The 26,475-nt window shown below is 42.4% G+C and carries 26 protein-coding genes and 1 pseudogene; 13 read left to right on the plus strand and 14 right to left on the minus strand.

Going from position 1 to position 26,475, the window contains the following annotated elements; genetic code table 11:
• Nucleotides 1-340 precede the first annotated feature (340 nt).
• Nucleotides 341-1,009 (plus strand): response regulator transcription factor, encoded by a 669-nt coding sequence (locus L4D12_RS21965; protein WP_428449968.1) that lies wholly within the window; start codon nucleotides 341-343, stop codon nucleotides 1,007-1,009.
• A gap of 54 nt (nucleotides 1,010-1,063) precedes the next feature.
• On the opposite strand, the gene L4D12_RS21970 is transcribed toward L4D12_RS21965, so the two are convergent.
• The 3 genes from L4D12_RS21970 to L4D12_RS21980 all read right to left on the minus strand — a co-directional run bounded on the left by L4D12_RS21970 (nucleotide 1,064) and on the right by L4D12_RS21980 (nucleotide 3,205).
• A complete protein-coding gene (locus L4D12_RS21970; RefSeq protein WP_428449969.1) occupies nucleotides 1,064-1,327 on the minus strand; it encodes an Lpp/OprI family alanine-zipper lipoprotein in 264 nt (87 codons plus the stop codon).
• Between the two features lie 175 nt (nucleotides 1,328-1,502).
• Nucleotides 1,503-2,093, minus strand: a complete 591-nt coding sequence (locus tag L4D12_RS21975) for an SCO family protein (protein ID WP_428449970.1) — start codon at nucleotides 2,091-2,093, stop codon at nucleotides 1,503-1,505.
• A 200-nt stretch (nucleotides 2,094-2,293) separates the two neighbouring features.
• Entirely contained in the window at nucleotides 2,294-3,205 is a 912-nt protein-coding gene (locus L4D12_RS21980; protein WP_428449971.1) for a polyprenyl-phosphate transporter, read from the minus strand.
• Between the two features lie 304 nt (nucleotides 3,206-3,509).
• On the opposite strand from L4D12_RS21980, the gene L4D12_RS21985 reads away from it, so the two are divergent.
• A complete protein-coding gene (locus tag L4D12_RS21985; RefSeq protein ID WP_428449972.1) occupies nucleotides 3,510-3,761 on the plus strand; it encodes a hypothetical protein in 252 nt (83 codons plus the stop codon).
• 310 nt (nucleotides 3,762-4,071) lie between these two features.
• A complete protein-coding gene (locus L4D12_RS21990) occupies nucleotides 4,072-4,488 on the plus strand; it encodes a VOC family protein (RefSeq protein WP_428449973.1) in 417 nt (138 codons plus the stop codon).
• A gap of 417 nt (nucleotides 4,489-4,905) precedes the next feature.
• Here L4D12_RS21990 and L4D12_RS21995 read toward each other — a convergent pair whose 3' ends face one another.
• Nucleotides 4,906-5,220, minus strand: coding sequence for a DUF3081 family protein (locus tag L4D12_RS21995; RefSeq protein ID WP_428449974.1), 315 nt, complete (start codon nucleotides 5,218-5,220; stop codon nucleotides 4,906-4,908).
• Nucleotides 5,221-5,434: 214 nt separating this feature from the next.
• Here L4D12_RS21995 and L4D12_RS22000 point away from each other — a divergent pair, with 214 nt between their 5' ends.
• Nucleotides 5,435-6,616 (plus strand): amino acid aminotransferase, encoded by a 1,182-nt coding sequence (locus L4D12_RS22000; RefSeq protein WP_428449975.1) that lies wholly within the window; start codon nucleotides 5,435-5,437, stop codon nucleotides 6,614-6,616.
• A 48-nt stretch (nucleotides 6,617-6,664) separates the two neighbouring features.
• Here the strand turns inward: L4D12_RS22000 and L4D12_RS22005 are convergent, their stop codons facing one another.
• The 8 genes and pseudogenes from L4D12_RS22005 to L4D12_RS22040 form a co-directional block, all read right to left on the minus strand.
• Nucleotides 6,665-7,159: a hypothetical protein gene (locus L4D12_RS22005; protein ID WP_428449976.1), complete on the minus strand. Its 495-nt coding sequence runs from the start codon at nucleotides 7,157-7,159 to the stop codon at nucleotides 6,665-6,667.
• Nucleotides 7,160-7,420: 261 nt separating this feature from the next.
• Nucleotides 7,421-8,428 (minus strand): AbrB family transcriptional regulator, encoded by a 1,008-nt coding sequence (locus L4D12_RS22010; protein WP_428449977.1) that lies wholly within the window; start codon nucleotides 8,426-8,428, stop codon nucleotides 7,421-7,423.
• A 103-nt stretch (nucleotides 8,429-8,531) separates the two neighbouring features.
• Nucleotides 8,532-9,654, minus strand: a pseudogene (locus tag L4D12_RS22015) (pyridoxal-phosphate-dependent aminotransferase family protein).
• Between the two features lie 8 nt (nucleotides 9,655-9,662).
• Complete coding sequence (locus L4D12_RS22020) at nucleotides 9,663-11,195, minus strand: FAD/NAD(P)-binding protein (RefSeq protein ID WP_428449978.1); 1,533 nt, start codon at nucleotides 11,193-11,195, stop codon at nucleotides 9,663-9,665.
• Nucleotides 11,196-11,217: 22 nt separating this feature from the next.
• Entirely contained in the window at nucleotides 11,218-12,672 is a 1,455-nt protein-coding gene (locus L4D12_RS22025; RefSeq protein ID WP_428449979.1) for a malonate decarboxylase subunit alpha, read from the minus strand.
• A 1-nt stretch (nucleotide 12,673) separates the two neighbouring features.
• Entirely contained in the window at nucleotides 12,674-13,075 is a 402-nt protein-coding gene (locus L4D12_RS22030) for a cupin domain-containing protein (protein WP_428449980.1), read from the minus strand.
• Between the two features lie 20 nt (nucleotides 13,076-13,095).
• Nucleotides 13,096-13,485, minus strand: coding sequence for a hypothetical protein (locus tag L4D12_RS22035; RefSeq protein WP_428449981.1), 390 nt, complete (start codon nucleotides 13,483-13,485; stop codon nucleotides 13,096-13,098).
• Nucleotides 13,478-14,017, minus strand: coding sequence for an HPP family protein (locus L4D12_RS22040; protein ID WP_428449982.1), 540 nt, complete (start codon nucleotides 14,015-14,017; stop codon nucleotides 13,478-13,480). Before L4D12_RS22040 ends, L4D12_RS22035 begins: the two co-directional genes overlap by 8 nt.
• A 148-nt stretch (nucleotides 14,018-14,165) precedes the next feature.
• On the opposite strand from L4D12_RS22040, the gene L4D12_RS22045 reads away from it, so the two are divergent.
• The 5 genes from L4D12_RS22045 (at nucleotide 14,166) to L4D12_RS22065 (ending at nucleotide 18,860) form a co-directional block, all read left to right on the plus strand.
• Entirely contained in the window at nucleotides 14,166-14,741 is a 576-nt protein-coding gene (locus tag L4D12_RS22045) for a TetR/AcrR family transcriptional regulator (protein WP_428449983.1), read from the plus strand.
• A gap of 302 nt (nucleotides 14,742-15,043) precedes the next feature.
• On the plus strand, nucleotides 15,044-15,778 hold the full coding sequence (locus L4D12_RS22050; RefSeq protein WP_428449984.1) for a hypothetical protein: 735 nt from the start codon (nucleotides 15,044-15,046) through the stop codon (nucleotides 15,776-15,778).
• A gap of 167 nt (nucleotides 15,779-15,945) precedes the next feature.
• Nucleotides 15,946-16,431 (plus strand): acyl-CoA thioesterase, encoded by a 486-nt coding sequence (locus L4D12_RS22055; RefSeq protein WP_428449985.1) that lies wholly within the window; start codon nucleotides 15,946-15,948, stop codon nucleotides 16,429-16,431.
• Nucleotides 16,432-16,589: 158 nt separating this feature from the next.
• Entirely contained in the window at nucleotides 16,590-17,720 is a 1,131-nt protein-coding gene (locus tag L4D12_RS22060) for an acyl-CoA desaturase (RefSeq protein WP_428449986.1), read from the plus strand.
• Nucleotides 17,721-17,969: 249 nt separating this feature from the next.
• Nucleotides 17,970-18,860: a L,D-transpeptidase family protein gene (locus L4D12_RS22065; RefSeq protein ID WP_428449987.1), complete on the plus strand. Its 891-nt coding sequence runs from the start codon at nucleotides 17,970-17,972 to the stop codon at nucleotides 18,858-18,860.
• 52 nt (nucleotides 18,861-18,912) lie between these two features.
• On the opposite strand, the gene L4D12_RS22070 is transcribed toward L4D12_RS22065, so the two are convergent.
• Nucleotides 18,913-19,539, minus strand: coding sequence for a hypothetical protein (locus L4D12_RS22070; RefSeq protein ID WP_428449988.1), 627 nt, complete (start codon nucleotides 19,537-19,539; stop codon nucleotides 18,913-18,915).
• Between the two features lie 322 nt (nucleotides 19,540-19,861).
• Here L4D12_RS22070 and L4D12_RS22075 point away from each other — a divergent pair, with 322 nt between their 5' ends.
• Nucleotides 19,862-21,235, plus strand: coding sequence for a histidine kinase sensor domain-containing protein (locus L4D12_RS22075; RefSeq protein WP_428449989.1), 1,374 nt, complete (start codon nucleotides 19,862-19,864; stop codon nucleotides 21,233-21,235).
• A gap of 127 nt (nucleotides 21,236-21,362) precedes the next feature.
• On the opposite strand, the gene L4D12_RS22080 is transcribed toward L4D12_RS22075, so the two are convergent.
• Complete coding sequence (locus L4D12_RS22080; RefSeq protein WP_428449990.1) at nucleotides 21,363-21,803, minus strand: hypothetical protein; 441 nt, start codon at nucleotides 21,801-21,803, stop codon at nucleotides 21,363-21,365.
• 292 nt (nucleotides 21,804-22,095) lie between these two features.
• On the opposite strand from L4D12_RS22080, the gene L4D12_RS22085 reads away from it, so the two are divergent.
• From L4D12_RS22085 to L4D12_RS22095, 3 genes are all read left to right on the plus strand, one after another.
• Nucleotides 22,096-24,189 carry a TonB-dependent siderophore receptor gene (locus tag L4D12_RS22085; protein ID WP_428449991.1) on the plus strand — a complete coding sequence of 698 codons (2,094 nt, stop codon included), beginning with the start codon at nucleotides 22,096-22,098 and terminating at the stop codon, nucleotides 24,187-24,189.
• A gap of 184 nt (nucleotides 24,190-24,373) precedes the next feature.
• Complete coding sequence (locus L4D12_RS22090; RefSeq protein WP_428449992.1) at nucleotides 24,374-25,135, plus strand: DUF3450 domain-containing protein; 762 nt, start codon at nucleotides 24,374-24,376, stop codon at nucleotides 25,133-25,135.
• A 1-nt stretch (nucleotide 25,136) separates the two neighbouring features.
• Nucleotides 25,137-26,471: a MotA/TolQ/ExbB proton channel family protein gene (locus L4D12_RS22095; protein WP_428449993.1), complete on the plus strand. Its 1,335-nt coding sequence runs from the start codon at nucleotides 25,137-25,139 to the stop codon at nucleotides 26,469-26,471.
• Nucleotides 26,472-26,475 lie beyond the last annotated feature (4 nt).

Raw genomic sequence — 26,475 nt, forward strand, 5'->3', positions numbered from 1 at the left:
GGATAAAAGGGGTGGGTGGGTAAGATGGTTATCCACAGAAGCTGTGAGTAACTCTGTGGGAAATGCTTGTAAGCTAACTCCCGTGCTGGCTGTGATAAAGTCAATAGTAAGTATCGTGAAAAAGAGATGTAAATTCAGTGCGCTTGACATAGTTCAATTTCAAATGAATCTCCCCCTCAAGCAGCCACGAAGAAGTATCAATTTGGGAAGGTGCATATGTCTGACAGACAGCAGATCTTCACTGAGTTGGGGATAATAAAGATTTTGCTTGATTGAATGAGGATAACATTGAATAATTCTTAAATTGGTAATGATAATTATTTTTATTGTGTGATTGTTTGTGGCTAAAATTCTCGTTGTTGATGATGATATTGTGCTTTGTGAGTTACTTGAGGAAGTACTAAGAGAGGATGGTTATGACGTGTATTGCAAGCATTGCGGAGAGTCTGCGCTTGGTTTTCTACAAAGTAACTCAGTTGATGTCGTTTTATTAGATGTCATGCTCCCTAATTTAGATGGGATGCTTGTCGCTCGTAGGATATGTCAACGGTTTGCAACGCCAATAATCATGCTGACTGCACTCGGCGATGAATCGTCTTTGTTGGATGGACTTCAAGCTGGCGCTGACCATTATATTGCGAAGCCATTTCGAGTTCCTGAATTGCTTGCTCGCATCAAATCAACCATGCGGCGAGTCGGTCTAGAGAGGCACCGTAGTGGTAGAAGTCAATCGGAGTCGATTATTTTTGAACAGTTGATGCGTTTACCGTTAACGGGAACAGAGTGTGAGTTGGTTGAATATCTTGTGAAGCATAATGGGATTGTGGTTTCAAAGGCGGTACTACAAAAAGAAGTATTAAAAAAAGAGTTAAGTCCGTTTGATCGCAATCTGGATATGCATATAAGCAATATTCGACGTAAAATGGTGCAATCTGGTATAGCAAAGCAACATATTAAAACGGTGAGAGGGAAGGGATACAGTTTTTCTGAAACAATAGGATTCTCTTGAATCTAAGGTGCTTAATAAAATAAAAGAGTGGCGCATGATGCGCCACTTTTTAATTTATTTGCTATAGGAACTAGCAATATTATCAATGCGTTGATTAGCACGCATTGCTTCTTGATATGCTGCATCTGATGCCGCTCGTGCATCGTTAACAGCGCCTGCCATTTGATCTTGTTGGCTTTGTAAAGCGCCTACCTGATCAGAGAGCATATCGACTTTATTCGTAAGTTGTTGCATTTGATCGACTTCGTCAGAGCTTGAGCAACCAATTAGACTCGCGCTCAGCATAATACCGGTAAGGATAGATAATGAACGGTTCATTTTTCTTTCTTCTCCTTTGTTTGCCACTACAGACCGAGTGTTAAAAGTTTCAGTCGGCAAAAAGAGTATGGCAGATGTTGTACAAATTGCTGCTTGAACGAGATATTGTTGCTGTTTTTTTCTCTCAAAGATGAGAAAACCCGCCGTAGCGGGTTAATGGCTGGGGGATATCGAATTACGACATTGGCTTATTGAGTGTCTGCTTAATTGCGTCAACCAAAATATTGGGATTGAGCGTATGTTGTATCTTGTCTACCAGCGTGCCATCGGGAGTCAGGATATAAAAATAGGAGCTGTGGTCAACAGCATACTCGAGTGCCGAATCTTTTAATTCTGTGCGTATATATAACACACCATATTTTTCAGCGAGAGCTCGTGTTTGACGTGGCGTTCCTGTCATCCCGATGATGTTTTTATGAAAGTATTGCGCGTATTGCGCACTTTTTTCTGGTGTATCACGTTCAGGGTCAAGGGTGATGAATATTGGCCATAATCGGTTTAGATCTAGGTTATCCAACTGTTTTAATGCTGCAGATAAAACGGCTAGTGATGTAGGACAAACATCAGGGCAGTGGGTGTAGCCAAAATAGATTATCCTGATGCGGGGATCTTCCGTGTCATAGAGGTCAAAGGCTTCTTTACCGCCCTCAAGAAAGTTTAAGGGGTAGTCAATGTCTGTCGTTGTTTGATTTTTATTATCCACAAAAATGCTGGTAAATAGCCCAGCGACTAAGGCCATAGCAAGAATTATCCATTGGTATTTCACGTGATCATCCTTAATGAAACATGAAGAGATTGATGAGTATCAATGGATAAATTCTATCATGAACTGGCGAGGATAATTTGTTGTGGTGTGTGTTTCGTGATCAATTCGAAAGGTTAATCAAGTGATGATAGATCTCTAAGCGGTCTAACAAATTTGTAGACCGCTTAGAATCGGTAAGCTATTGCGAGTTTTTGGTGAGTTTAATTATCGGCAACCTTTTCTAGACCCCATACCAGTGCAATACCTAAAATCATCGCTAGAATCGCATATCCAAGGAGTGCCGGCTGGCCTGTGGCATGTTCAAAATTGAATGGGGACAAGTTTTGTTCCAACAGAGGAACCTGTTCACCACTAGAATTGATTCGCCATGTTAGTGTTTCTTTCCATGGCCAGATTTTTCCTAGTGTGCCAATCATTAAGCCAGTGAGAAATGTAAGCGCAATATCACGGTAGTGGCGCAGTACCCATGACAAAACATGTGAGAAGCTAAGAAGGCCGATGACACAACCTGTAGCAAACAGGCCTAATGTAAAAATATCAAGAGACTTTGCTGCGCCTAAAATCGGACCATACATGCCGAGCAGCAGTAAAATAAAGCTTCCTGAAATGCCAGGCAAAATCATGGCGCAGATGGCGATTGAGCCCGATATAACAATGTTGATATAGGTTGGTTCAAGAGTGAGTGGGTGCAGTACCGTGATGCCGTAGGCGAAAATAGCTCCTGCTGTTGCAGCAATTAATCGAGACACTCCCCAGATCTGGATCTGTTTTAACATATGAATGACTGAAATAATGATCAGACCAAAGAAAAACGACCACAATGGGATAGGGTGAGTGTGAAGCATCCATGTGATGACACGGGCAAAGGTGAAAATACTGGTTAGGATCCCCGACAGCAATAAGATCAGAAACGTACCGTTAATATGTTCAAAAGCGGCTTTGAAGCCATCACGACGCCAAATTCCAATAAGACTAGGATTAACGCGACGAATGCTTTCCAATAAGGTGTCATAGATACCCGTTATGAAGGCGATAGTACCACCAGATACCCCAGGGACGACATCTGCTGCGCCCATCGCTACCCCTTTCAGAAAAGTTAAAACTTTGCTCATGGTTTTCCGTAAATTTATAGATAGAAGTTGAAGTGGCGTCATTATATACCTAAGTAACCTTAGTATGCTCGTTTCAACGAGAATATATTAGTCTCATAACAAAGCACCGTTGTTTAGGTAAATCAACAAGCTACTTCAAGATGCTCGTATTGTGCACTGAACTGGACTAATAGTGCGGTGGAAAGATAATAATGTGATCATTGCCAGTGGCTATTTTTTAAACTGTGATTTGTCAGACAAAGGCTATGATGTAATTGTGGGAATATGGCGATAGTTGATTAATAAATATACTGGAGTGACAAGGATGTATCGAAAGTTACTGGCGATCCCAAATGAACATCAGTTCATTCGCACAGACATGAAATGGGATGAGGGTAAGCAAATTGATGTGGATACCTTTTGGTATGATGAAAAAGATACCGGTGGAAATATCATCGCAAAATACGTAGTAAAAGTGACTAAATTTATTTATCCACCGAAAAAATCAGAAATAAGCTATCAAAAATTCACTCCTGATAGTTTATCGTTAGTGTCGAGTGGTGAGTTAGCTCATTGATCGCTTAGTATTCGTAAGTAAAGGTGCAGATATAAAGATGATATTTGTACCTTTTTTAGCTCGAACAGTGGCTGAGTGATTTCATCAGGATATTGACTATTTTAACTGACATATTACTTATTTTTGTGCCACTACTTTTTTTATTAATGAAATAGTTGTAAGTTTTATCCTGTTTTTGTGATGTAGATTCTGAAACTAGAAGGTTTTAGCTGGGATTTGTGTGATAAGTGTCAAAAAAGGAGCAGAGAACTATCAACGTAATTGAATAATATTGGTTCGACTAATATTATAAATAGTAAGCATAAATTAAATGGAGTTAGCTTTCTTTATGATACCAACAGATTCAACACTACGTGTTGTAAGACCGACAGATGATGTGAAGCAAGTTGCTAAAATGTATAGTAAAGCCTTAGGGTTTGAAATGCTCAAACAGTTTGAAAATCAAGATGGGTTTGATGGTATTGTTCTTGGTCATAAAAAACATAATTACCATATTGAGTTTGTAAACAAGATAGGAACGAGCGTTGGGCCAGCACCAACAGCAGAACATTTACTCGTATTTTATGTTGACTGCAGCCAAGCATGGGAAAGAGCCTGTCGTAATATGATAGATGCCGGATTTTCAGTGGTAGAATCGACAAATCCTTATTGGGAAAAAGTCGGTAAGACATTTGAAGATCTCGACGGGTATCGTGTTGTGTTACAGAATCGTGACTGGGATCTGTAGTCACATCATACTCATAAAATCGATAATAAAGCTCAAGTCAACTTGAGCTTTTTAGTGCACATTACCAGCCACAGACTGATATGCTGATTTAAACATCAGAGTAAATCCATCTTGTGTGAGTTCTTTCGCTGATAATCCAGTAGCTTCAAGTCGGCGATAACATTCGTCTAAAGCCAGAATAACTGTATCTACTTCTTTTGATCCTAATATTACTGTCTGCATTTTTTGTATGTATTCGTTTTGCTGAGAGTCGGTTTATTTTGAACAAAAAAATAAAACATGTGTTGGCAGACAGTCAGAGTAATGTCAGGAAAATGTCAAAGTTGAATAATGTAAAAATATACGCAAATCAATGCTTTTAAGGAACGATTTGCGTATATCAAGCGAATACCTATGTGAGATAGAACGTAGTGATGGTTAGTATTTATTGTCGAGGACTTCCAACTTTTTTATAAAGATCTGAATGAGCGCTTCGTTATTATTATGAAACTCAACCGTGGGTTGGTTGATAACGGTGTCCGGATCTTCATTCTTTGTATGGAAATGATAAGTGTTGTGGAAGTTAATATCTAAGCTCACATTATCATCGGAAAGACTGACACTGTAACCATCTTGACTTTCAGTGCACTTTATATCTTCAAGCTGGCTACCGAACTCAATGGCATGGCCTTGAGTTTTAATCTTTTCATAAACACTTAGCAGAGTGCGTACATCGACACTGTTTTTCATCATGCCTCCAGTATATTGGGGTACTCTATTAAATTTAGGTCTTAAGCGCAGGCCTGCAAGGGGACTTGACGGTTGATTGTCTCAGATCAATATTGACCATTGATTTCATTCACATTCCTAAAAAAAATATGTTTTAAATTCTTTCAAATACATGATGACGAAACAAAATTGAAGTGGTAGCTTGATTGTACGATCATTCTAAAACGGAATTTTACTTATGTTCAAAAGTCTCGCAGAGGCGCAACTCGACCCGATACTCTCCTTATCTATCGCCTATCGAGACGATCCTCGAACAGAAAAAATGGATCTTGGGATCGGTGTATACCGAAATAGTCAGGGTATCACTCCCATAATGAATGCCGTACAACTGGCTCAGCAGCAAGTGATAGCCACGCAGACGACGAAAGCTTATGTGGGCCTTGGGGGGAATGAGCAGTTTAACCAATCAATGATGGATTTGTTACTATTAGGCACATCGGCTCATACACGCTCTGCAGCGGTACAGACACCGGGGGCGAGTGGTGCACTACGTATGTTGGCTGATTTGATTCACTTGGCGCAGCCAGAGACGACTGTTTGGATTTCAAATCCCAGCTATGTGAATCATAAACCAATAATGGAAGCGGCAGGACTGAAGGTTCGTTATTACCCATATTTTGATCCAGCCACTAAACAAGTGAACAGTGCAGCTATGCTGGGCGAATTGGCAAAAGCTGGGCCGAAAGATGTTGTGCTTTTACACGGTTGCTGCCATAACCCGACGGGCGCAGATATTTCTTTTGATGATTGGCAGGCAATTACTGTACTGGCAAATAAAAACGGGTTTATGCCTTTTGTTGATATCGCTTATCAGGGATTTGGTGATGGACTTGAACAAGATGCCGCAGGTCTTCAGCATTTAGCTGATAATGTTGAAGAGATGGTTATTACGACATCATGTTCGAAAAACTTCGGCTTATATCGTGAGCGTACTGGTGCGGCAATTGTTGTTAGTGATAACCTGAAACAGGCACAAAAAGCAAAAGGGCGAATATTAAATCTTGCCCGTTCAACTTACACTATGCCACCTGATCATGGTGCGGCATTGGTGGCAACAGTGCTTAATGATGAGACCTTGACGCAAGCCTGGAAGCAAGAACTAACTACAATGAACCGTCGTTTATTAAGCCTTCGAGCTGGGTTAGTGCAGGCGGTACAGGCTTTGGGGTCTGAACAATTTGATTTTATTCAGCAGCATAAAGGCATGTTTTCTGTTACGGGGTTGAGTCCAGAGCAAGTTAGTCGACTGCGAGAGGAATTTGCGATTTATGCTGTTGGGGATGGTCGAATAAATATTGCTGGGTTACAGGAGCAGCAAATACATTATCTGGCAAATGCGTTACTGAGCGTCTCTAGATAAACGATCTTCATGGTTGACCATAGGGAGCACTTTGCTCCCTTTTCGGTATTAGTGTTCAATAAATAATGGCACATTGGATTCACATCGCTGAATAAGAGATCCACGCATTTCGTCCATCAGTTCTTGCTGATTGGCCAAAGGAAGTGCATGAACATCGGTGACGAGTGCTCCATGACTATCTTGGTAGATCATACCGCATGCTGCAGGTTTACCTTTAAAAAAGCCAACAAACAGTTGTGCAGGAGAATTAGGCTCTAACATGATTTGTGTTAAGAATTCGATGATAGCTTCTTTGTCACTGTCATCAGGCCATTTGCTCGCAAGCACTATCGCGTAGCGGATAGTAAGAGGGTGGCAGTCAACAGGATATATCGAGAGTAATGCCGTGCTGGTACGTGCAATGTCGGATTGCGGAGAAGTCACAAGTTGTGTGAGATAAGCCTGATAAAGCGCAAGTCCTGTTTCGCTAAGCGGGGTAGGGAACTCTGCGTCGGTGACATGGCTGCTCATCCACCTGTTTTTGTTTTCAATGAGTTGTTCCATCTGAGACTACTGACCATTTTCTTTACTTTAATTTATTACACCATACCGTAAAAAGTTGTGTGAAGGTATGGGTACAAGGTTAAATGCTCAATTAATGCCTGAAAAACACGATAATGGCGAATGTTGATTTATTGTTATTGTTGTGATTTATAAGCAATGGAAATGCGTGTGTTTTAATTCGCGCGTTGCTGGTTTAACGTGTGCCAGAGACAACGTGTTTGGTTAGTGATTATTTTGTGCAATGAGCCGCTTTTGTTTATATCAGTTGTGCTTGTTTGGGGCCCTAGCAGATAGCTTGGTTATAAGCGGCAGTGAATGTAAAATCATCATTCGAGCAATATGGTTAAGCATGATCAACGCCGGTTCCAGACCGAGATAAATTGCCGTAACCATAATGGATTCAATACTGCCAGGCATCCAAGATAACAGGATAACAATAAAACGTTGATTGAGAATCTGGCTGAACCCGAAGGCAAATATCACTGTAACTCCCAAGCTCAATACTGTGGTTATCAGTCCGGAACGTAAGTTCGTTATAACGTCCTGCCTCGTGATATTGTTGAGACGACAGCCTATTATGGCCCCTAATCCAGATGTGGCAATAAAAACAACAATTGGTGGTATGGTTATGTTTGACTGAGGCATTACATTGGTTATTGCCATCGAGACCAACATCCCCGTCACCATATAGGGTGTAGGGATGCCGATTTTTTCGACTGTGTATCCACTTGCCCAAGTTATAGCTACCGCGAGAAGTAGCCAGTATGACTCATTGCTATAAATGTAGCGAACCGGATCAGATGGAGAGGCAGATGCTATCAACCCAGACAGAACTACGAGTGATAGAAGCCGAACGACATGCGTAAAAATAATTTTTTTTGAGGGGGTAAATTGCGCATCATTGAGCATCAAGACTGCCGTTATTGCCCCTGGAAATGAGCCTAACAAGCTGTCTGTTGTTGACCAGCGTTCTTTTTTATTTAACCACAGGTAGGTGAGGCTAATTTGCCCTAGCAGACAGATGACAAGTCCTACAAACATCATTATAGGAAGGTCTCTAGTGATGAAACCTGATGGTACCATCATTCCAATACTTAGCCCTAAAATCAGTTGGACAATAGTGGGTGTATGTGTGGGGAGGGTAAGTATGTACCCCATTTTGCTGGCAAATAAAAATAGGACAATAGGCCCGAACATTGCGCCAAGTGGGATGTGAAGCCAAGTAAATAAGACTGAACTACATAATGACAGAGTCATTGTTTTGGTCATTTATTATCCTCATAATAACGGAGCCGAGTATCGGCTCCATATTGGCATGTGCTATTTACAGCGTTAGCGTTTGTTTCTAGAGTGAGGTATGTATTTGTCGCCGCTACACATAACGGGAATAAATTTTAGAGATAGCATCCAATAGACGGTTTACATTTTCAGGTCTGGCTCCATTCCCCATTAATCCAACTCGCCACGCTTTGCCTGCTAGTTCACCAATGCCACCACCTATTTCAATTTGAAATTGGCCGAGTATAGCAGCCCGGAAAGCTTGGTCATTAACACCATCAGGAATTTGGATAGTAGTAAGTTGAGGTAGTTGAACTGCTTCATCAACGAGCAGTTCGAGCCCTAGTTTGTCAAGGCCTACTGTTAGTAAATGATGACATTCTGCATGACGGGCAATGAGTCTTTCTTGGCTTTCTTGGAGCACATTGCTGAGTCCTTGATGAAGCCCATACAAGGCATTAACGGGTGCAGTATGGTGGTAAGAGCGTGATGAGGCATCCCAATAGTTACTGATCATTGATAGGTCTAGGAACCAGCTTGGGATGGGTGACAGACGTTGTTGTAGTTTAGTTACTGCCCGTTCATTTAAGCTAATAGGTGAGAGGCCCGGAGGACAAGAAAGGCACTTTTGAGTTCCAGAGAAAATAGCATCAATACCCCCAGTCATCAACCCTAACTTCAACCCCACCAAGTGATGTTACAGCATCGACGATAGTGAGAGCATTAAATTCATGGGCAACAGAGCACAGTGCCTGAGCGTCATTAAGGACTCCTGTTGAGGTTTCCCCATGGACAAAGCTTACTGACTTAGCGTCTGGATGTTTTAACAGAGCATGACGCAGATCATCCGGATTGATGGGATCGCCCCATTTCGCACACACCTCGATGACTCGAGCGCCGACTTTACTTGCATTTTCAGCGATCCGTCGCCCGAAAGCCCCGTTGATGCATACAATAACTGTTTCACCGGGCTCGATAAGATTGGCTACACAGGCCTCCATACCTGCTGATCCCGGTCCAGATAACGGAATGGTAAGATCATTACAAGTATTGAATACTTGTTGGAGCATCTGTTTAATTTCATTCATCAACACAAAGCATTGCTTATCGAGGTGACCAATGGTTGGCTGTGATATCGCAGTTAGAACGGATTCATGTACAGGTGATGGGCCGGGGCCTAATAACAAGGTAGATTCTGGTACAAAGGAAAGTTGCATATTAACTCCTAGGATTGTCTCGCAGAAAGAGAATAGTTTTGTTCAATAGAGAATTTTTCAACACTATCGGCACAGGCGTGGGCATGGCGGACAATGATGTCCAAGGCGCTAGTAAAAAGGAATCGTCCACTTGTTAGCTCACCAATTGCAAAGATATTGGTATTCATTTTTTTGTCTTTGTCAAAAAGGCCGTAATCGTATTTGCATACATCGAGACCACCAAATGTGTTTTCAGTACTGATTCCGCTGTCGAGTAGGTTGCGTATTAATGGTGAATCAACATGATTGAGAGATCTTGGGCTGCCGGTGGCATAGATTACTTTGCTGACAGGGGTGGTGATGCCGTTACTGCGTACAGATAGTTCACTATTTTTTGTTGACACAACAGGGGGACCGGCAATGAATTTTAGTTGACCTGAGCGCAGGTAGCCGAGTATTTTCTCAGCGTTTTCAAGAGGTATTGATACGCGTAAAGAGATAGCCGATGAAAAATACTCCCTCATGAATACGTCTTGATCATCAAAACATAGGCGGTCCCAAATTTGGTCAATACAGGAGTTAGTATCATATAGGATAGCCTGCCAGCCTCGATTGTGTTGTGCCAGCGAGACCTCACTGGTGAGGAAAGTCTCTAGGCAATTGAGGGGGTTATTTGGCAATGGTAGATCTTCGAAGTCACTATCGCCTGATTGTAATTGATAGTGCTCTCGTTCAAGTTGATAGAGATCGCCCAGTTTATAAAAGTCAAGTTCAGGGCAGTGCTTGGCAATATACTCTGGGTTTAGGTATGTGTTTTTATAGCGCCCTTGTGTACCGCGGACAAATGGGAAAAACCCACTGCGGGAATAAATTGTAATTGGTCCGGTATGTCCCCCTTCGATCAGGCCAATGGTTGTATCGATGGCACTGAGTCGAGCGCCAATAATTGCTACACTATCCTCGGACGAGACCTGTTCCTTCAGGTCTTGCGTGGGATATGGCGAATGAAGAATATCGGTGCTGTATGGGGGGATCATTTGTGACGGTTGCTGAGTCCCACACGCTAATACGACTTTATTGGCTATGATCACTGTGCCATTTTTTGTGATAACATTAATTCGGTTATCTTTAATTTGTTCAATATTGATAACTTCATCTCGGACTACTTTTACATCCATTCCAGCATGTCTGGCCACCGAGCAAATATATGAAAAAGAATCCTTCATATACATACCAAATAATGATCTTGGAGCGTAAGTATCACGCGTCACATCTAATTCTTGAAATTCGCTATTCCATTTATAATAATTGGATTTAAGCCAATTATAAAAGTCACCTGATTGGTTTTTAAAGACACTAATATTACCTGCCTTGGTATTCAGCAGGTTTGATTTAACGTCACTAAAATAAGCGTTGCCTGGGCCAATTTCCTCAGATTTTTCAATAATAGTCAGAGATGGTAGGCTTGATGTATTTTGTGTCTTTTTACGTTTAATTAGTAGGGCATCAATAAAAGAGATACAAGAAGCCCCTCCACCAACGATGACGATGTTATTTTCCACGATTAATATCCTTATTATGTCGTTATTTTTGAATTGAATTAGAGGTTTTTATTGAAAAAGGTATAGCTTGAAGAACATCATCAACGGTTATGCCATCGGTAAGTTCTTCAAGTGTAAATTCGCCTTTGTGTAAGGAAAGCACGGCTCTTTCGGTGATGATTTTTATTTCTTTGCTCCAGTATTCGGGATGGTTAGTAGCAACAGTTATTTGCTGTACATGTTCAACAAATTTTGTCACATTACCTTCTTTTTTTATTATTATGTGGTTATCATTTTTTTCGAGCTCGAGCCCTTTCGTCGAAAAGGTGCCACAGAAAATGAGTTTTTTTGCTGAATGTACAATATTGATAAATCCGCCGGCCCCAGTAAGTTGGTTTCCGAATGCGCTAGCATTAATGTGACCGTATTGGTCAATTTCGGCAAAACCCAGAAAAGCGATATCAATGCCACCACCATTATAGAAGCTGAAAAGGTCTGCTTGCTGAATAATGCTGCTATAGCCATCAGCTTCGCCAAAAGCTATTCCCTCTTTGGGCTTTCCGTTTATCACTCCAGATTCAACAGATGAATGAAAGCGGTTATTTAGGTTCGCTAATTTATCACCAATGAGCGCGGGAATTCCGATTCCGAAGTTGAGAAAGGAATTATCTGGGATGGGTTCCTTGCAGCCGCGATTAACGATAAGTTGCTTATCAAGCGATATCACTGTGTGTTGGTCTGTGATATCGACATTAGCAGAACCATAGCTTGCATAATGACGTTCATCAGTTTCAACCACGAAGTCAACGAGGTGAGCAGGTATATCGACCCTATTCGCAGGAAGGTGGTGAACAACATGTTCTACCTGAAACGCAATTTGTCCACCGCTATTACGCGTAGCCATTGCTTGCCACAGCGCATCATGTAACGCGGCTTCACCTTCCATTGAAATATTGCCGTGTTGGTCGGCTACCGTTCCTCGTAGTAACGCAAAATCTGCACCTTGACTGGGATAGCGTAAAAATTCCTTATTACGAATAGTGAGCAATTCAACCAAGGACGAAGTTCCTTTCGCTAGCCCACCACCATCAAGGCGAGGGTCAACGAAAGTATGCAATCCTATCTGACTTAGGTGCCCATCTAGTCCGGAAGCGATATCGCGGAACAAGTGACTGATGACTCCCATTGGCCAGTTGTGAGCCTCTATTATTCCGTCTTTGCCGAGTTGAGTTAATGCGGGGCAGAAGCCCCAGAAACCACCAATTGCCCGTTTGATCAACGCTGGTTGAGCGAGTTTATCGAGACCTTTCCCATTCTTATCACCTGCGCCTGATGCAAAGAGCAGGGTAAGTCCGATAGGTTGTTGTTCTCGGGCAAACCGCTCTGATAAAGCAAGAGTCAGCAGGTCTGGGTGCCCGCAACAGCCAAATCCACCAGCGATGACAACGGATCGATTGTTAATGCATTCAGCAACGATCCTAGCAGTGGTTAGTTTCATGTTAGCACTCAGCAAGCTGTTTGACGGGCTGGTATCGAGAAGCCAGAATGACACACCCTTTTTTTGACGCCATACTGTGGCAAGTACCTGGCGCTCGAACCACTAATGACCCTGGGGTGAATGTTTGACCGTTTTCGATGTAGTCACCTTGCAAAACTAGTACTGTTTCAAACCCCATATGGACGTGACCGGGAACATAGGCGCCAGCTTCATAGCGAAGAAATGCCATATCTGGCCCTTTGGGGTCATTAGCTGTTTCATCAAATAGTACTGCGATATCAACCCCTTCACGAAGGCCTCGCTGGTAAGGTTGAAAATCTAGATTGTCAGGTAGGCTAATATCGCTATCAAAGCCTAGTTTTAGAACCACGTCTTTTGATTCTGGTGGTACGGTGAACTCCATTTCAATACTCCTTGTGACAATTATACTGGATTGTTTCTGGTAAATTGGCTTAGGCCGTTATAACCCCAGCTCGCGGCATCTAACTCGATAATAGAAATATAATTGGGCTGTGTTGGTGTGTTTTCTCCGAGTACGTTGCTTAGAAAATGATATGTAGCGCTTAACCACTCTGATTTTTGCGCATCAGTATTTGTCCCTTTGGTAATGTAGATAGCCAAATCAAACGCTGGTGATTCGGTCACCAGAGAGGCATTGACAAAACAAGGGCTTTGATTTTGATTAACATGGATACGAGTGACTTCTGGCTGCTTGTTTAGTAGCGTTTGTGTCAGACTGGTCAGGTTAGTGGCAATCATGTTAATGCTATCTTGAGGGAGTTGTGTATTTAAAGTGAGAATCAGTTTAGGCATTCTTTTGTCCTTTCTGTTGGCCAAATCCGTGCCAGTAGACCGGCCAGTTATTTTGTTTGCCATAGTTATTAATGACCGATGCGATGACAACAAGCGTAATACTGCCAATAAGCACGGGCGTTAGTAGAAAGTCAAAACCGACAGCACTTTGACCTGCAAGAACTATAACCACTGGATTCGCGCCTGCTGGTGGATGAACAGCACGGAAACATTGCATCAACATAATTGACACTCCAACAGCGAGTGACATTACGATCATGGAGCCACCTAAGCCGTAAAGTGCACATAATCCAACCGTTGAAGTGATTAAATGACCTGCGATGACATTTCGAGGTTGTGCCAGCGGTGATGTTGGTGCTGCGAAAAGCAGTACACAGGTTGCTCCGAAAGGTGCCATCAACCATGGCACTCCGGTTGACTGACCGAGTAGGCTGAGAACGAGGATACCTAGAAATCCGCCAAGCAACCCTTTGAGCATTTGAATCATTGTAGCTTTTGGTGGTAACGCACCACCACCACGTAACTTCTTCATTTATCATCTCCTTTTGAATGGAATGCGATGTTATGGTATCGCTGTGCTATGCTTGTGTACCGATCTGTACACCTCGAAGAGGATGGTACAGATCTGTACACACCATAGCAACATATAATTTATGCAACTTAATGAGTATGAAGATAATATGAGTAAGAAAGAACATATCCTGGATGTTGCTGAGGAGCTGTTTAATATGTTTGGCTATACCGCTGTTGGTGTCGATTTAATTCGGGATAAGGCGGAAGTATCAAAGACATCTATGTATCGCCATTTTGGTTCAAAGAATAAGTTGATTGGAATGGTACTGACGCGTCGGCATCAACGTTTTGAAGACGAATTAAATGCGGTGGTATCAGTCGCTACAGGGGTAGAGAGTAAGTTAGATGCAATCTTAAACTGGCACTTTACTTGGTTCCGCTCTGTTAACTTCAAAGGGTGCATGTTCATGCATGCTTTGGCGGAGTTCAAAGGGCTTGATGACGAAGTTGCACGACAAGCAGTGCAACATAAGGTTTGGCTTAAGTCTTTATTGTTGTCTGTGTTTGAGCCAGAGCAACAGAACGTTGAAGGAAGAACGGAAGTTATGATGACCTTCCTCGAGGGGATGATTATCAGGGCAGAGTTTGGAGAGGTGGTTGGGTATGAGGATATTTATCGTCTCGGTGCCAAGGCTCTAGCATTGGCAGATTTTTCTATGAGTAAGACTAGAATGACAAAATAAGATGTTTTAGAGCCAATATTAAAGTGTATTAGTAGGTGGATGGATTTTTATGATTATGAATTCTTCTTGTCATGTTGGAGGTATTTGTTATAGAGGGATATACATCGAGCTACAAATCTATGACGACTGTCACTTACTGTTAGAAAAAATGTTATGTATTAGCCTTAGACTGCAAATTAGCTGAATTAAGTTCAAATTTTATGAAAGTGAGCGCACAAAAGTTGTTCAATTTGATATAAGAATAGATGGCTAGGTTTCTATTCTTTTAACCTATTTTTTAGTTATTGCATGGCAGGAAATACATGATGGAATATGATTTCAAATCTCACCCTTTGCTCCAATTAACACAGGCTATACAGCCCGACGCCATTGTTAAGCAGTTTCAAACCGTCATGATGGCGGGCAAAGCACTAGAGTCAATCACGGTTGCGAGTACGAAACAAGCCATTGAGCAAAGCTATCAGCAGAGCTTGAAGCTTTTAGAGGAGATGGATAAACAGTTCTACAGTCAGCGTAGTAAGCAAGAAGCACTCTGTTTTCCTTTTGATGTGATGGATCAGTTTACACGTAACGTGAGTGAACAATGGAAGACGTTGGCGGGCTATACGGCCAGTGCTGCTGCTGACTTAACTGCTGAGCTAGAGCAACAGAAACTCACGGTTAAAGAATTGAATACACAAGTAGAAGCATTAGAAGCAGCTGCCATTGATAGTCAACATAGCTTGACATTGGCACGTACAGAGAGCGAAAAATTCAATAAAGCCAAATTAGCGGCACAGCGCAACACGCGTAAAGTAAAAAGTGATCTCGAAGCAACAGCTGAGCAGATAGCAAAGCTTGAAGAGCAAGTGAAAGCGTTAACAGCGAACGTTGAACAACGGCAAGATGAAAAAGAAAAAATGGCGGTGAAGCTTGAGCAGCAGCGCAATGAGAATGAAAAAATTGAAGCGAAGAATGTAGCGTTGAGTAAAGAACTCTCGATGTTGCAGTCTAATTTAGCATCCTCTCCTGGCCAGGAACAACAGCAAAAAGCATGACATACGTCGTCATGAAAAATACGGAAGCGCCTAAGGGCGCTTTCTTCGTTTTACAGCGATAAAACTAGCAAATACAGATAAACTGTTACTGTTTTGTTGATAATCTTGCGTGCGAATGTAAATTGGTTATATATAGAGGAGATAAGTGCAGTACTAAGGAGTCGCACATGAATGATCGGCAGCGTGAAATTACATTACGGTTTTTAGCTGAGCCAGGGGATGTGAATTTTGGCGGTAAAGTCCACGGAGGGGCGGTAATGAAGTGGATTGATCTTGCCGCTTATGCGTGTGCAGCTGGGTGGAGTGGTAAATATTGCATCACCGCTTATGCGGGGGGAATTCGTTTTGTTCAACCCATTCATGTCGGTAATTTGGTTGAAGTAACAGCTCGTGTGATTTATACGGGAAAGTCATCAATGCATATTGCTCTTGATGTACAGGCGAGTGATCCTAAAATACGGGTAAACCAACTGACCACGCATTGTATTGTCATTATGGTGGCTGTAGATGAACAAGGTAAACCAACAGATGTACCTGAGTGGGTTCCCATACAAGAAGAGGATATAGAGCTTAGAGAGTCAGCAATTCGGCTCATGAATATGCGTAAGCAGATAGGTGAAGAGATGGAAGCACACGTGAAATATCTAAAATAAGAACTCAGCTTGAATGCTTTTTAATCTTGATAGAAAGAAAAATCGCCAATATTAGGTGGTTTTTTTTACATTTTGAAACTGTAATGAATATTGACGGCAAACGTTTTCGTCGTTAATCTGGCTTACAGTTGTACGCTCAAACTAAAAGGGTTAGAAGGATGATAACCACTACCAAATTACCACCGATTATTTGGCTCAACGTTGCGATTTTCACCTCGACATTCCTTGTCGCTGTTATTGTAGCGCCTCTTTATGCTTGGCACATTGGATTTGATTGGATCCAAGTAACAATGCTACTGGGGGCATTTACGTTTTGTGGCATGTCAATTACAACGGGTTATCACCGTTTGTGGTCCCATAAAACGTATGAAGCAAATACAGGTATGCGAATTATTCTCGCAATCGGGGGGGCGTTTGCACTGCAAAACAGTATTTTGCATTGGTCATCAGACCACAGACTTCATCATCGCCATGTTGATAATAATGATAAAGATCCGTATTCGGCCAAAATGGGCTTTTTTTACAGTCATATAGGGTGGATGCTGAGAGAGTATCAGGCGAGTCGGTACCGTGATTACACTAATTGCCGCGATCTGCAAAAAGACAATATTGTGATGTGGCAGCATAAGTATTATGTGCCATTAGCGGTTGTGACAAATGTGGGTATTCCATTGGTATTCGGTATTATTCATGGTGATATTTTTGGGGCATTGCTTTTGGTTGGGGTCGTACGATTGGTTTTAAGTCATCATACAACGTTTTTTATTAATTCGTTGGCGCATGTGTGGGGAAGTCAGCCGTATACCGATAAAAACACCGCGCGGGATAATGGTTTTCTTGCATTTTTAACGTTCGGTGAAGGCTACCATAACTATCACCATATCTTTGAGAATGACTATCGAAATGGAATTCGGTGGTGGCAATTTGATCCCACTAAATGGTTAATTAAAACATGTGAATGGCTTGGTTTCGCCGCAAATTTGCGCGTGTGCCCTGAAGACCGAATTGAGAAGGCCAGAGTCAAAATGCAGCATCAGCAGCTTCAATTAAAGTTATCTGCTATTCCAAACAGTCAGGCTCGTCTTGAACGGCTTGATGAGGAGTATGAGGCATTATTGAAGAAGATAGCTGACTATTATGCTGTACAGAAACGGATGCTTGATATGAAGAAAAAACATCTGTTGAAGCAATATGATAGTTTTGAATTTATGCAACAATACAACGAAATGAAGCGACTGTTGGTTGAGCAACGTAGGCGTTGGAAGTACTTAACGGCGCAGTATGGTTAATAGTAAGTACTGTTAAACGGTAATAATAAACGGGGCTTATGCCCCGTTTGTGTTTTAAGGAGATAATGGAGAACGGGAAAATTATGTTCGACATTGACGTTGTGATGACGAAGGGATACCTTCGAAGTAGTAGAATGAACAGAGTTCCTGTCTCAATTTAGAGAAACATACAGGTCGTATGATGCTATTGAATATAATTTGCCATAATTTAGGGGATAAACAGATGGAGGCATCGTTTTGAGACGCTCAATGCTCTTAATCCTAGCTTGTTTTATGTCGTTGTCGGTACAGGCTGTAGAGTACAACCGACCGCCGTCTGACAGTAAGTTAGTCGGCGTCATGGAATACTATCAAGTGAACAAAGACGACAGCTTGCTAGATATTGCCAATAAATTTGATGTTGGTCTGCTACAGTTAATGGCCGCGAATCCTGGGGTCGATCCTTTTCTGCCGACACCGGGATCATTGTTGACCATACCGATGAAGTTAATATTGCCGGACGCGAAACGTGAAGGCATTGTGATTAATTTAGCTGAACTGCGCCTGTATTATTTCCCTGCCAATAGTGAAAAAATGTATGTTTTTCCTATTGGTATTGGTCGCGTAGGGCGAGAAACGCCACGTATGACCACAAAGATCAGCCAGAAAATAGAGCACCCAACCTGGACGCCAACTGCCAATATACGTAAAGAGTATAAAGAGAAGCACGATATCGTGTTACCAGCCGTGGTTCCTGCAGGTCCAGAAAACCCATTGGGCGATTATGCAATGCGTCTGGCTCACGGTAATGGACAATACCTGATCCATGGTACCAATAAAGATTTTGGTATTGGTATGCGGGTGAGTTCAGGGTGTATCCGTATGAATCCGTGGGATGTTGAGTGGCTATTTTCTCAAGTATCAAAAGGAACTGTAGTACGAATTATTAATCAGCCATTTAAGAAATCGGTTGAATCCGATGGTTCGGTATACGTTGAAGTACATGAACCGCTTTCTCGCAGTGAAAGTCAACAGGGTGAACATAAAACGGTACAAGCTACTGATGACCTATTGGCTGCAGTCGCGGGTGATGAAAGTGCTCGCGTGAGTTTAGCAACGGCATTAGGCGAACAGAGTGGGCTGCCTGTTCAATTGAAATAGTTTTGCACTAGGTTGCAATCTAACGGTAAAGCCAGCGGAAAAATCGCTGGTTTTATTTTATGACCTTTGAGATAAGGCGTTTTGTATTCGCATCATTAAGTTGAGCTGAAACAAAAGATAGCGCCTGTAATTCAGGGTAGTGTTCGTCAAAAAGCTGCTTATCTCTTTCATTGGCATAACTATGGCGAATAACACCAAATCCGCTTGGGTATTCAGTATTCCAGAGTGGGCTTTTTGCGACCAGGCTAGAGGTGATAAATTGGCCAATATAGGTCACTTCGTTTGAGTTAACAGATAGCACGATGCCTAAATCGTCACCTGATGATGATCTAACGGTTTGTATGCCATTATTTCCCGTAAACCCCACGCTAAACAGCTCATAATCACCTGGCGGTAATGGAATAGAGAATAGTTGACCTTGTTGGATATCGGTTTGAAAGTCGGGATCTGATTTTGTTCGCGTTAGAGTGATGATGTCGTGGCTGTGGCGTTGACGAAAGTAGAGCGTAGTGATAAGGCCTTCACCCGTTGTAGGCCAAGCCGTGGTAACCCCCAGTGTACCTGTGAGATACCCTTTCTCTTTGGTTGAGGTAATGAGATGATCTGGAATTAAGATATCAAGACCTGAGCTGCAACCCGATAGAAGCAGTGTGATAAAAAAGAGGGCTATGCACTTCATTCTTGCATCCTTGCTAAAGCAGTTTTCGTTAACAATTTAGGGCATGCTGCCAGTCAACTCGTTACCTATGAATAGTGTGAATATAGGCCAGAACCTCGTTTTAACATAGTGATTACAGTGAATACTTGTCTAAAAAATAGGAAAACATGGTTTTTTTGCGAGTGATGTAGTCATTTTTGAGTCAATCGTTGTCATCAGTAGATTCTCATCGGTACATGAACTAAAGCGAATTTAAGGTAGTTATTTTAGGGAAAAATAGGCGTGTGAATTTATTCTCACTCAAATATGGTATGCTTGCGAAAAATCCATAAAGTTAATACAAATGAGTGTAATTCGCCTTTCTAGATTGAGGGATCAGTTCGGTCTTGGGGACCGAGACGGTCTCGCATTTAAGTTATTCTCTTCTTTTGCGATGAGCCTGTTTCTTATCTTAGTCTTACAGAATATTGCTGAAGCGGCGATGGTCCGTTTTTTATTACATATTCCAAAGAATATTCAGCATGAAATGTTGGATTTGGCACATCAGGCTGAAGTGATGATTAATGATGGGGATATGGATGAACTGTCTGATTGGGAAAAAGGTCAAGATTATACGCTGTTTGTTTTAGACAGTGATCAGCATGCGATCAGTGGCCGTGATATGCATCCTCATTTTGAGTTTAAGCTCCGTTATGCCAGAGATATTGATACCATCTTTGATAATGAAGTCAATCAACCCATCATTGCGATCCCGTTGCAAACCGAGCACTTGCTGGTGATTCAATTTCCGCATCAATACCATCCGGCTCGCTATTTTGCCTATTACTTTATGGTGATAAAAATAGTGATCGCTGGGCTGATCCTCAGTGTGTTGTCGCTACTATTAACCCGATACTTGCAAGCGCCATTGCGGCAATTGCAAGCCGCAAGTCACCGTTTGGCAGAGGGAGACTTCAGTGTAAGAGTCGGTAAAGAAGTGGGGGATACTGTCACTGAGTTTGCCGCGTTAGCAAACAGTTTTGATCATATGACGCGTCGAATTGATGCATTATCGGAAAAACAAAAGCGTCTTATTCGTGATGTGTCTCATGAACTCAAAACACCTCTGGCAAGGCATGATTTGGCACTGCATTTATTGAAGAACAAGCTTTCTTTAGAACAGCAGCCATTGCTTTATCGTCTTGAGCGTGAATCTGATGAAATGAATGTGCTTGTTAGTGAAATATTGGACTACAGTCGTTTAGAAAATGCGAGTGAGCGCATTAGTCTTATGCCCGTCGATTTATGTGCATTATGTCAGCATCAAGTGTCTGATATGCAAGATAACCTCAATGAAAGGCAGTCTTTGGCTGTTGGTCAAGCTTGTCAGGGGTACTATGTTCAGGCGGATCAGCGTTTAGTCTTACGGATGCTTAAAAATTTAATTGGTAACGCCATCAAGTATGCCGGTGAACAGGCACAGATTACTGTTTCACTACAAGCTACTAAGGATGGTATTGAGCTCTGGGTTGAAGATGACGGCCAAGGTATTCCTCCGCAACATATTGCATCTGTGTTTGATCCCTTTACTCGTTTGCAAGCCGCTCGTGATAAAAAAACGGGGGGATATGGGCTTGGGTTAGCGATTGTTAAGGAGTCAATGACGGTCATGAAAGGGAAGGCTATTGCAGAGAATCTTAATCCTGGGTTTAGAGTGCGATTACAATTTCGCCAGTAAAAGCAAGATTCCTGACGATCAGAGACCCAGCACATCGTGGTGAAAAGTTTTTGAGTGAATAATGTAGAAGGGATCTGACAGCCTTGTATTAGAAATAGGAAGGCTGTCAGATTTGCATTAAGCAATGTTACTTTTTCATTTTCTCAACATTGATAACGTTCTTGAATTTGTTCGCTTTGCTAATCAGGTAATCAACATCAGGTGGGAAGTCTTTATTTGACTTTGCGTGCGTCATCATATCAAACACTTTAAACTCAGTAAGTACTGCGTATTGATATTCCTTGAAATCACCTTCAGCTTGCAGCGTTGGATCATAGTACTTATCACCCTTGCGAATGATTGCATGATCAATAACGGTTTCTTCGCAGCGGAAGCCTAACACATAGCGCTCACCTTTACCGTAAATCACGTTCATATAGCTATTATAGAAACACTCACCTTCTGTTTTGGTGCAGCTTTCAAGCATCTCATCATCCATTGCTGAAACGGTTACGAAACGCATTTTATCTGCAACGAAGTTTAATTCGTTGAGTTGGCGACGAACGTCATCTAGGTTTACTTCTGTCACTTCACATTTACCGGTTAATCAAAAAAAACACAGTATTATACTCCTTGGGCAATCAAATAGCACTTGTTATGGACACTACGTGCTAGTGAGGGGGTGTCGGTAGCATTTGTAGACTTACATTTCTTAACGAATGCAAAGAATGTAAATTAAATACAAATGGTAATTGTTATCACTTATATTCAGCTCCGAATTTTTCAATCACGCTAAGCACAAGTGAGTACTTGTTCTATGTCGACCTATAACACTAATTACCCGGCATAAGTACCTCGTCTTAATTTTGGAGTAACGGAATATGTTTTACAAAAGTCAGCTGACTTTACTTATTGGTGCCATCCTTGCGGCTCCTGCTGTTTATGCCCAGACTCACACGGCCAGCACCGATGTTGATGAACATATGGTAGTGACGGGCCGTAACTATGGTTACAAGGCCGATACGAATATTAGCGCGATGCGGATTGAAGCTTCTCAGCTCGAAACCCCAGGACAAGTTTCTGTTATCGACGAACAAGTGATTAATGAGCAACGCGCCACGACATTAGGCGAAGTGCTTAAAAATGATTCGAGTATTTCTGAAGGCGGTAAAGGTCGTAATCGTGAGAGCTTTTCACTACGCGGTTTTGAGCTAAGCAGTGGTGACAGTTTCTTACGAGATGGTATGCAGCATTGGTCTCACTACCGTCAACCTATTGAATTGCTTGAGCGGGTAGAAGTACTGAAGGGGCCTGCCGGGCTACTTTATGGTAAATCCGCACCGGGCGGCTTAGTTAACATGGTATCTAAGAAGCCGACCTATGAAACGAAAGTTGATGTGAGTCAGGATATTGGATCTGACAATGAATCTCGTACTGTTGTTGATGTCAGTGGCGCGTTGAACGATGAGCAAACATTACGTGCCCGTGCCATTGTCGCCAAGCATAGCTATGATTCATGGCGTCGTTACAATGACGGCAGTACCCCGTCAACCGAACGTTTTGTGGGTGGATTGTTTGTTGATTATGACGTGAATGATGATGTAACTGTATCATTCCATTATGATCGTACTAATGATGACGGCAGTGTGGATACCGGTGCTTACATTAAAGATGGTAAGCCAGTGCTGGGTGAAAAGCATATCTGGGATGCGCAGTGGTCCAACATTAAAAATGAAGTCGAAAACATTGGTGTTAATGTAAAAGCAGAGCTGACGGACACTTGGCGTATAGCGGCAGGTTATAACCATCAAGATTTCGAACGTCGTGATATTGAAAGTTTCTCTAAGCCAGATACTTATAATGCTCAGAATGGCACATTTACCTATAATGCGTATGATCGTTGGGATAACTGGCAGTTTGATACTGCAAATGTTGATTTTGTCGGCGAATTCGACGCGCTAGATGTCTCTCACCAGATGTTAATTGGTGCAAACTGGCTGGGATATTACTATAAAACGCAAAGTGAGTATTTGAAGGGGTATCAGGCTACTGTTGGCAAGCCGATGACGAAACCGTCTGAATTACATTACACCAATGGTAAGAAGAAAGATCCAACGGAACGTGACTCTTACGGTATCTACGTGCAGGATATGGTGACCTTTAATGATAGCTGGCAAGCATTAGCAGGCGTACGTTTTGATCGTACAGAAACCAGCGTTGATACGTATAATAACGTATTGCCAAAAGCCGCTGTGATTTATCATCCGGTAGAAAATGGTTCAATTTATCTGACTTACTCTGAAAGTTTTGAACCGAAAGATCCGATTAATGATGAGCAAGACGTTAATGACGGGATGGAGCTTGATCCGGTTAAAGGTAAACTGTACGAATTAGGTACAAAATGGGAACTGTTTGATAATCAGTTGTTCGTCTCTGGTGCCGTCTTCGATATTACTCAAGAGAATAAAGTGGTAGATGAAGAGGTGACGGGCATTAGCGGTAAAGAAACCATTACCACTCAGCTTGGTGAACAAAAACACCGTGGTGCAGAATTGTCAGCATCCGGTTTTGTGACAGAGAAACTGTCACTTAACGGTGCTATCACGTATCTTCATGCAGAAATCGTTGACCCAACAGATGCGTCTATTGATGGTAATCGCCCGGCAGACGTCCCGGAATTTGCAGCAAGCATCTGGTCTCGTTACGCTGTAACAAATAATACTGATGTGAATTTGGGCCTGTTTTACGAAGGTTCACGTTTTGGTGACAGTCAAAATACTTACAAGAAAGATGCTTATACTCGCGTTGACGCGGGTGTTTCACACACCATTAAGTATGACCAGAATCTTGATGTCATTATGCGTTTGAATGTGAATAACGTATTTGATACTGATTACCTAGCGGGTGGTAGTGAGACGAAGACTATCATTGGTGAAGGCCGTAATTATATGGCAACCATTCAGTTCAGTTACTAATTCATTAGCATGAAAATGGGGAGTGCTCTCCCCATTTTTGTGTTTCTGATCGCAAATGATATTGATTTTCATTTGGGTGTTGTATTATTTCGCGGTACTTTAATGGAACCGAATTTTTTGTTTTTTATTCTATTGCCTTCATTTGAATGAAGTGTTTATTACTTATCTAATGTATCGATTTAACATGAATGTAAAGAAAACCAGTATAGCAATCTTAATGCTCAGTGCTATGTCCGGTGTGCAGGCCAGCTCGCTGAGCGATGCACGAACCGTAGAAAGCTCGATGAATCAGGCGTCTGTGAAAAGTCAGCAAAAAATAGACGACAGTGCTGAGGCTGCGCTATTAATGACAGCTGAGATAGAACAGTTACAAGAAGAAACTGAAAACCTCCGTATTTATCACGATCATCTCGCCAACCTTGTTGCAAGCCAAGAAAGTGAATCAAAGAGCTTGAACGACCAAATTCAAGGTATCAAAGAAACCCGTCAAGGCGTAGTCCCATTGATGTACCGAATGCTGGATGGCTTAAAATCCAGTGTAGAGACTGATATGCCGATTCGTAAAGAACAGCGTTTAGCGCGTATTAATAAGCTTGAAACCATGATGGTACAAGCTGATATCAGTGATGCTGAAAAATACCGCCGGATTCTTGAGGCATATCAAATTGAAATGGATTATGGGACTAAGATGGGGCTCTACCAAGGCCAGATCAACATTAATGGCGATACGATTGAGGCTGATCTGCTTTATCTTGGTCGTATATCCTTAATTGCCCGTAGCCTTGATGGCACGCAATTTTGGGCTTGGAATAGCAATGAAGCCACCTGGCAGTCAATGAGCAGCAATAACAGTAACGATATGAATAAAGCCTTCGCCATCGCATCTAAACAGGCTGCGCCAAGCCTGCTTGCTTTACCTGTCTCTGTTAACGTGGAGCCTAAATAAGATGAAAATGAAAGCGTTAGCGTTAGCAATGTGCCTGTTTTCTTTGCCGGTAACGGTATCAGCAACTCAAACTTTGGCAGAGCAAACCCGCCAGGAGCAACGAGTTCAAAAAGTACATGATGTCCAGCGAGAAAAAGGCTTTACACTGACAGAGCAGCAGATCAGAGAACAACGTGATGCGCTGCTTAAGTTGCGGAACCAGCTCCAGAGCGAGACAGATCAATTAAGTAAAACGTTTAGTCAAAACGAAGCTGATCTAGCAAAGCTTGAAGAGCAACTTCGCTTAGAAACTGGCAGTCTAGGTGAGCTATTTGGTGTGGTGCGCCAAGCTGCAAAAGATTTGGATGCGGAGATGAAGCATTCAGTCACAGGGGTTGATAGGGATCAGTATCGACCGGTTGTTGACACGATTGTTGATGCGAAGACTTTGCCATCTCTTGAGCAATTAACCGGTCTTTGGAAAGGGCTGGAAGAGCAAATTAATGCGAGTGGTGAATTGCGTGTAGTACAAGTCCCTTACATTAATGGCCAAGGACATAAGTCAACAGTTGATGCCTATCGCTTGGGAAGCATGGGGTTGATTGGCGAGTTGGGCTACATTGCTTGGGATGGCCAGCGTGAAGTGGCGAAACCTTATCTAAAACAACCTGAAAACGGACCGCTATTCAGTACAGTCAATGTTGCGGTGAGCTCTGAATTACAAACGATGGTGGTGGATCCATCACGCGGTATTATGCTTGAACAGCTAGCAAACAGCCCTGAATTGACAGATCGTTTAGAACAGGGCGGGGTTGTTGGTAACGTCATTTTAGCACTACTGGCTATAGGACTGGGTATAGCCCTATTCCGTGGTACAAAATTGGTGATCATTCGTCAGCAAATTCGCCAACAGTTAAAAACACCGTCTAAACCGGGTAATAACCCACTGGGCCGCGTACTGAGTGTGTATAACGCGGAACAGAAACGCAGTGTGGAAGCGTTAGAGTTACGGTTGCTTGAAACCATTGTTGACGAACAGCAGGGACTGGAGAAAGGCTTGTCGATGCTGAAGCTCTTTGCTGCGTTGGCGCCGATGTTAGGTTTGCTGGGGACGGTTACTGGCATGATCGAAACCTTTCAGGTGATCACTCAGTTTGGTAACGGTGATCCAACCGTGATGGCCGGCGGGATCTCTATGGCATTGGTGACGACTGTATTGGGGTTAGTGGCGGCAATGCCATTATTACTCGCGCACAATGTGTTGAGTACCCAAGCTGAAAATATTCGCAATATTCTCGAGAAACAAGGGATCAGCCTAGTTGCGGAACAGGCTGAAAAAGCAGGAATGCCCGCGTAATGGA

Source organism: Photobacterium nomapromontoriensis, assembly GCF_050336815.1.
Classification (GTDB): Bacteria; Pseudomonadota; Gammaproteobacteria; order Enterobacterales; family Vibrionaceae; genus Photobacterium; species Photobacterium nomapromontoriensis.

Coding starts and splice junctions, on each gene's coding strand:
- L4D12_RS21970 (WP_428449969.1), bottom strand. CDS start 1,327: ATGAACCGTTCATTATCTATCCTTACCGGTATTATGCTGAGCGCGAGT.
- L4D12_RS22065 (WP_428449987.1), top strand. CDS start 17,970: ATGCTCTTAATCCTAGCTTGTTTTATGTCGTTGTCGGTACAGGCTGTA.
- L4D12_RS22060 (WP_428449986.1), top strand. CDS start 16,590: ATGATAACCACTACCAAATTACCACCGATTATTTGGCTCAACGTTGCG.
- L4D12_RS22000 (WP_428449975.1), top strand. CDS start 5,435: ATGTTCAAAAGTCTCGCAGAGGCGCAACTCGACCCGATACTCTCCTTA.
- L4D12_RS22055 (WP_428449985.1), top strand. CDS start 15,946: ATGAATGATCGGCAGCGTGAAATTACATTACGGTTTTTAGCTGAGCCA.
- L4D12_RS22050 (WP_428449984.1), top strand. CDS start 15,044: ATGATGGAATATGATTTCAAATCTCACCCTTTGCTCCAATTAACACAG.
- L4D12_RS22030 (WP_428449980.1), bottom strand. CDS start 13,075: ATGGAGTTCACCGTACCACCAGAATCAAAAGACGTGGTTCTAAAACTA.
- L4D12_RS22070 (WP_428449988.1), bottom strand. CDS start 19,539: ATGAAGTGCATAGCCCTCTTTTTTATCACACTGCTTCTATCGGGTTGC.
- L4D12_RS22005 (WP_428449976.1), bottom strand. CDS start 7,159: ATGGAACAACTCATTGAAAACAAAAACAGGTGGATGAGCAGCCATGTC.
- L4D12_RS22025 (WP_428449979.1), bottom strand. CDS start 12,672: ATGAAACTAACCACTGCTAGGATCGTTGCTGAATGCATTAACAATCGA.
- L4D12_RS22090 (WP_428449992.1), top strand. CDS start 24,374: ATGAATGTAAAGAAAACCAGTATAGCAATCTTAATGCTCAGTGCTATG.
- L4D12_RS22035 (WP_428449981.1), bottom strand. CDS start 13,485: ATGCCTAAACTGATTCTCACTTTAAATACACAACTCCCTCAAGATAGC.
- L4D12_RS22045 (WP_428449983.1), top strand. CDS start 14,166: ATGAGTAAGAAAGAACATATCCTGGATGTTGCTGAGGAGCTGTTTAAT.
- L4D12_RS21980 (WP_428449971.1), bottom strand. CDS start 3,205: ATGAGCAAAGTTTTAACTTTTCTGAAAGGGGTAGCGATGGGCGCAGCA.
- L4D12_RS22075 (WP_428449989.1), top strand. CDS start 19,862: ATGAGTGTAATTCGCCTTTCTAGATTGAGGGATCAGTTCGGTCTTGGG.
- L4D12_RS22095 (WP_428449993.1), top strand. CDS start 25,137: ATGAAAATGAAAGCGTTAGCGTTAGCAATGTGCCTGTTTTCTTTGCCG.
- L4D12_RS22085 (WP_428449991.1), top strand. CDS start 22,096: ATGTTTTACAAAAGTCAGCTGACTTTACTTATTGGTGCCATCCTTGCG.
- L4D12_RS21995 (WP_428449974.1), bottom strand. CDS start 5,220: ATGATGAAAAACAGTGTCGATGTACGCACTCTGCTAAGTGTTTATGAA.
- L4D12_RS22040 (WP_428449982.1), bottom strand. CDS start 14,017: ATGAAGAAGTTACGTGGTGGTGGTGCGTTACCACCAAAAGCTACAATG.
- L4D12_RS21990 (WP_428449973.1), top strand. CDS start 4,072: ATGGAGTTAGCTTTCTTTATGATACCAACAGATTCAACACTACGTGTT.
- L4D12_RS22010 (WP_428449977.1), bottom strand. CDS start 8,428: ATGACCAAAACAATGACTCTGTCATTATGTAGTTCAGTCTTATTTACT.
- L4D12_RS21985 (WP_428449972.1), top strand. CDS start 3,510: ATGTATCGAAAGTTACTGGCGATCCCAAATGAACATCAGTTCATTCGC.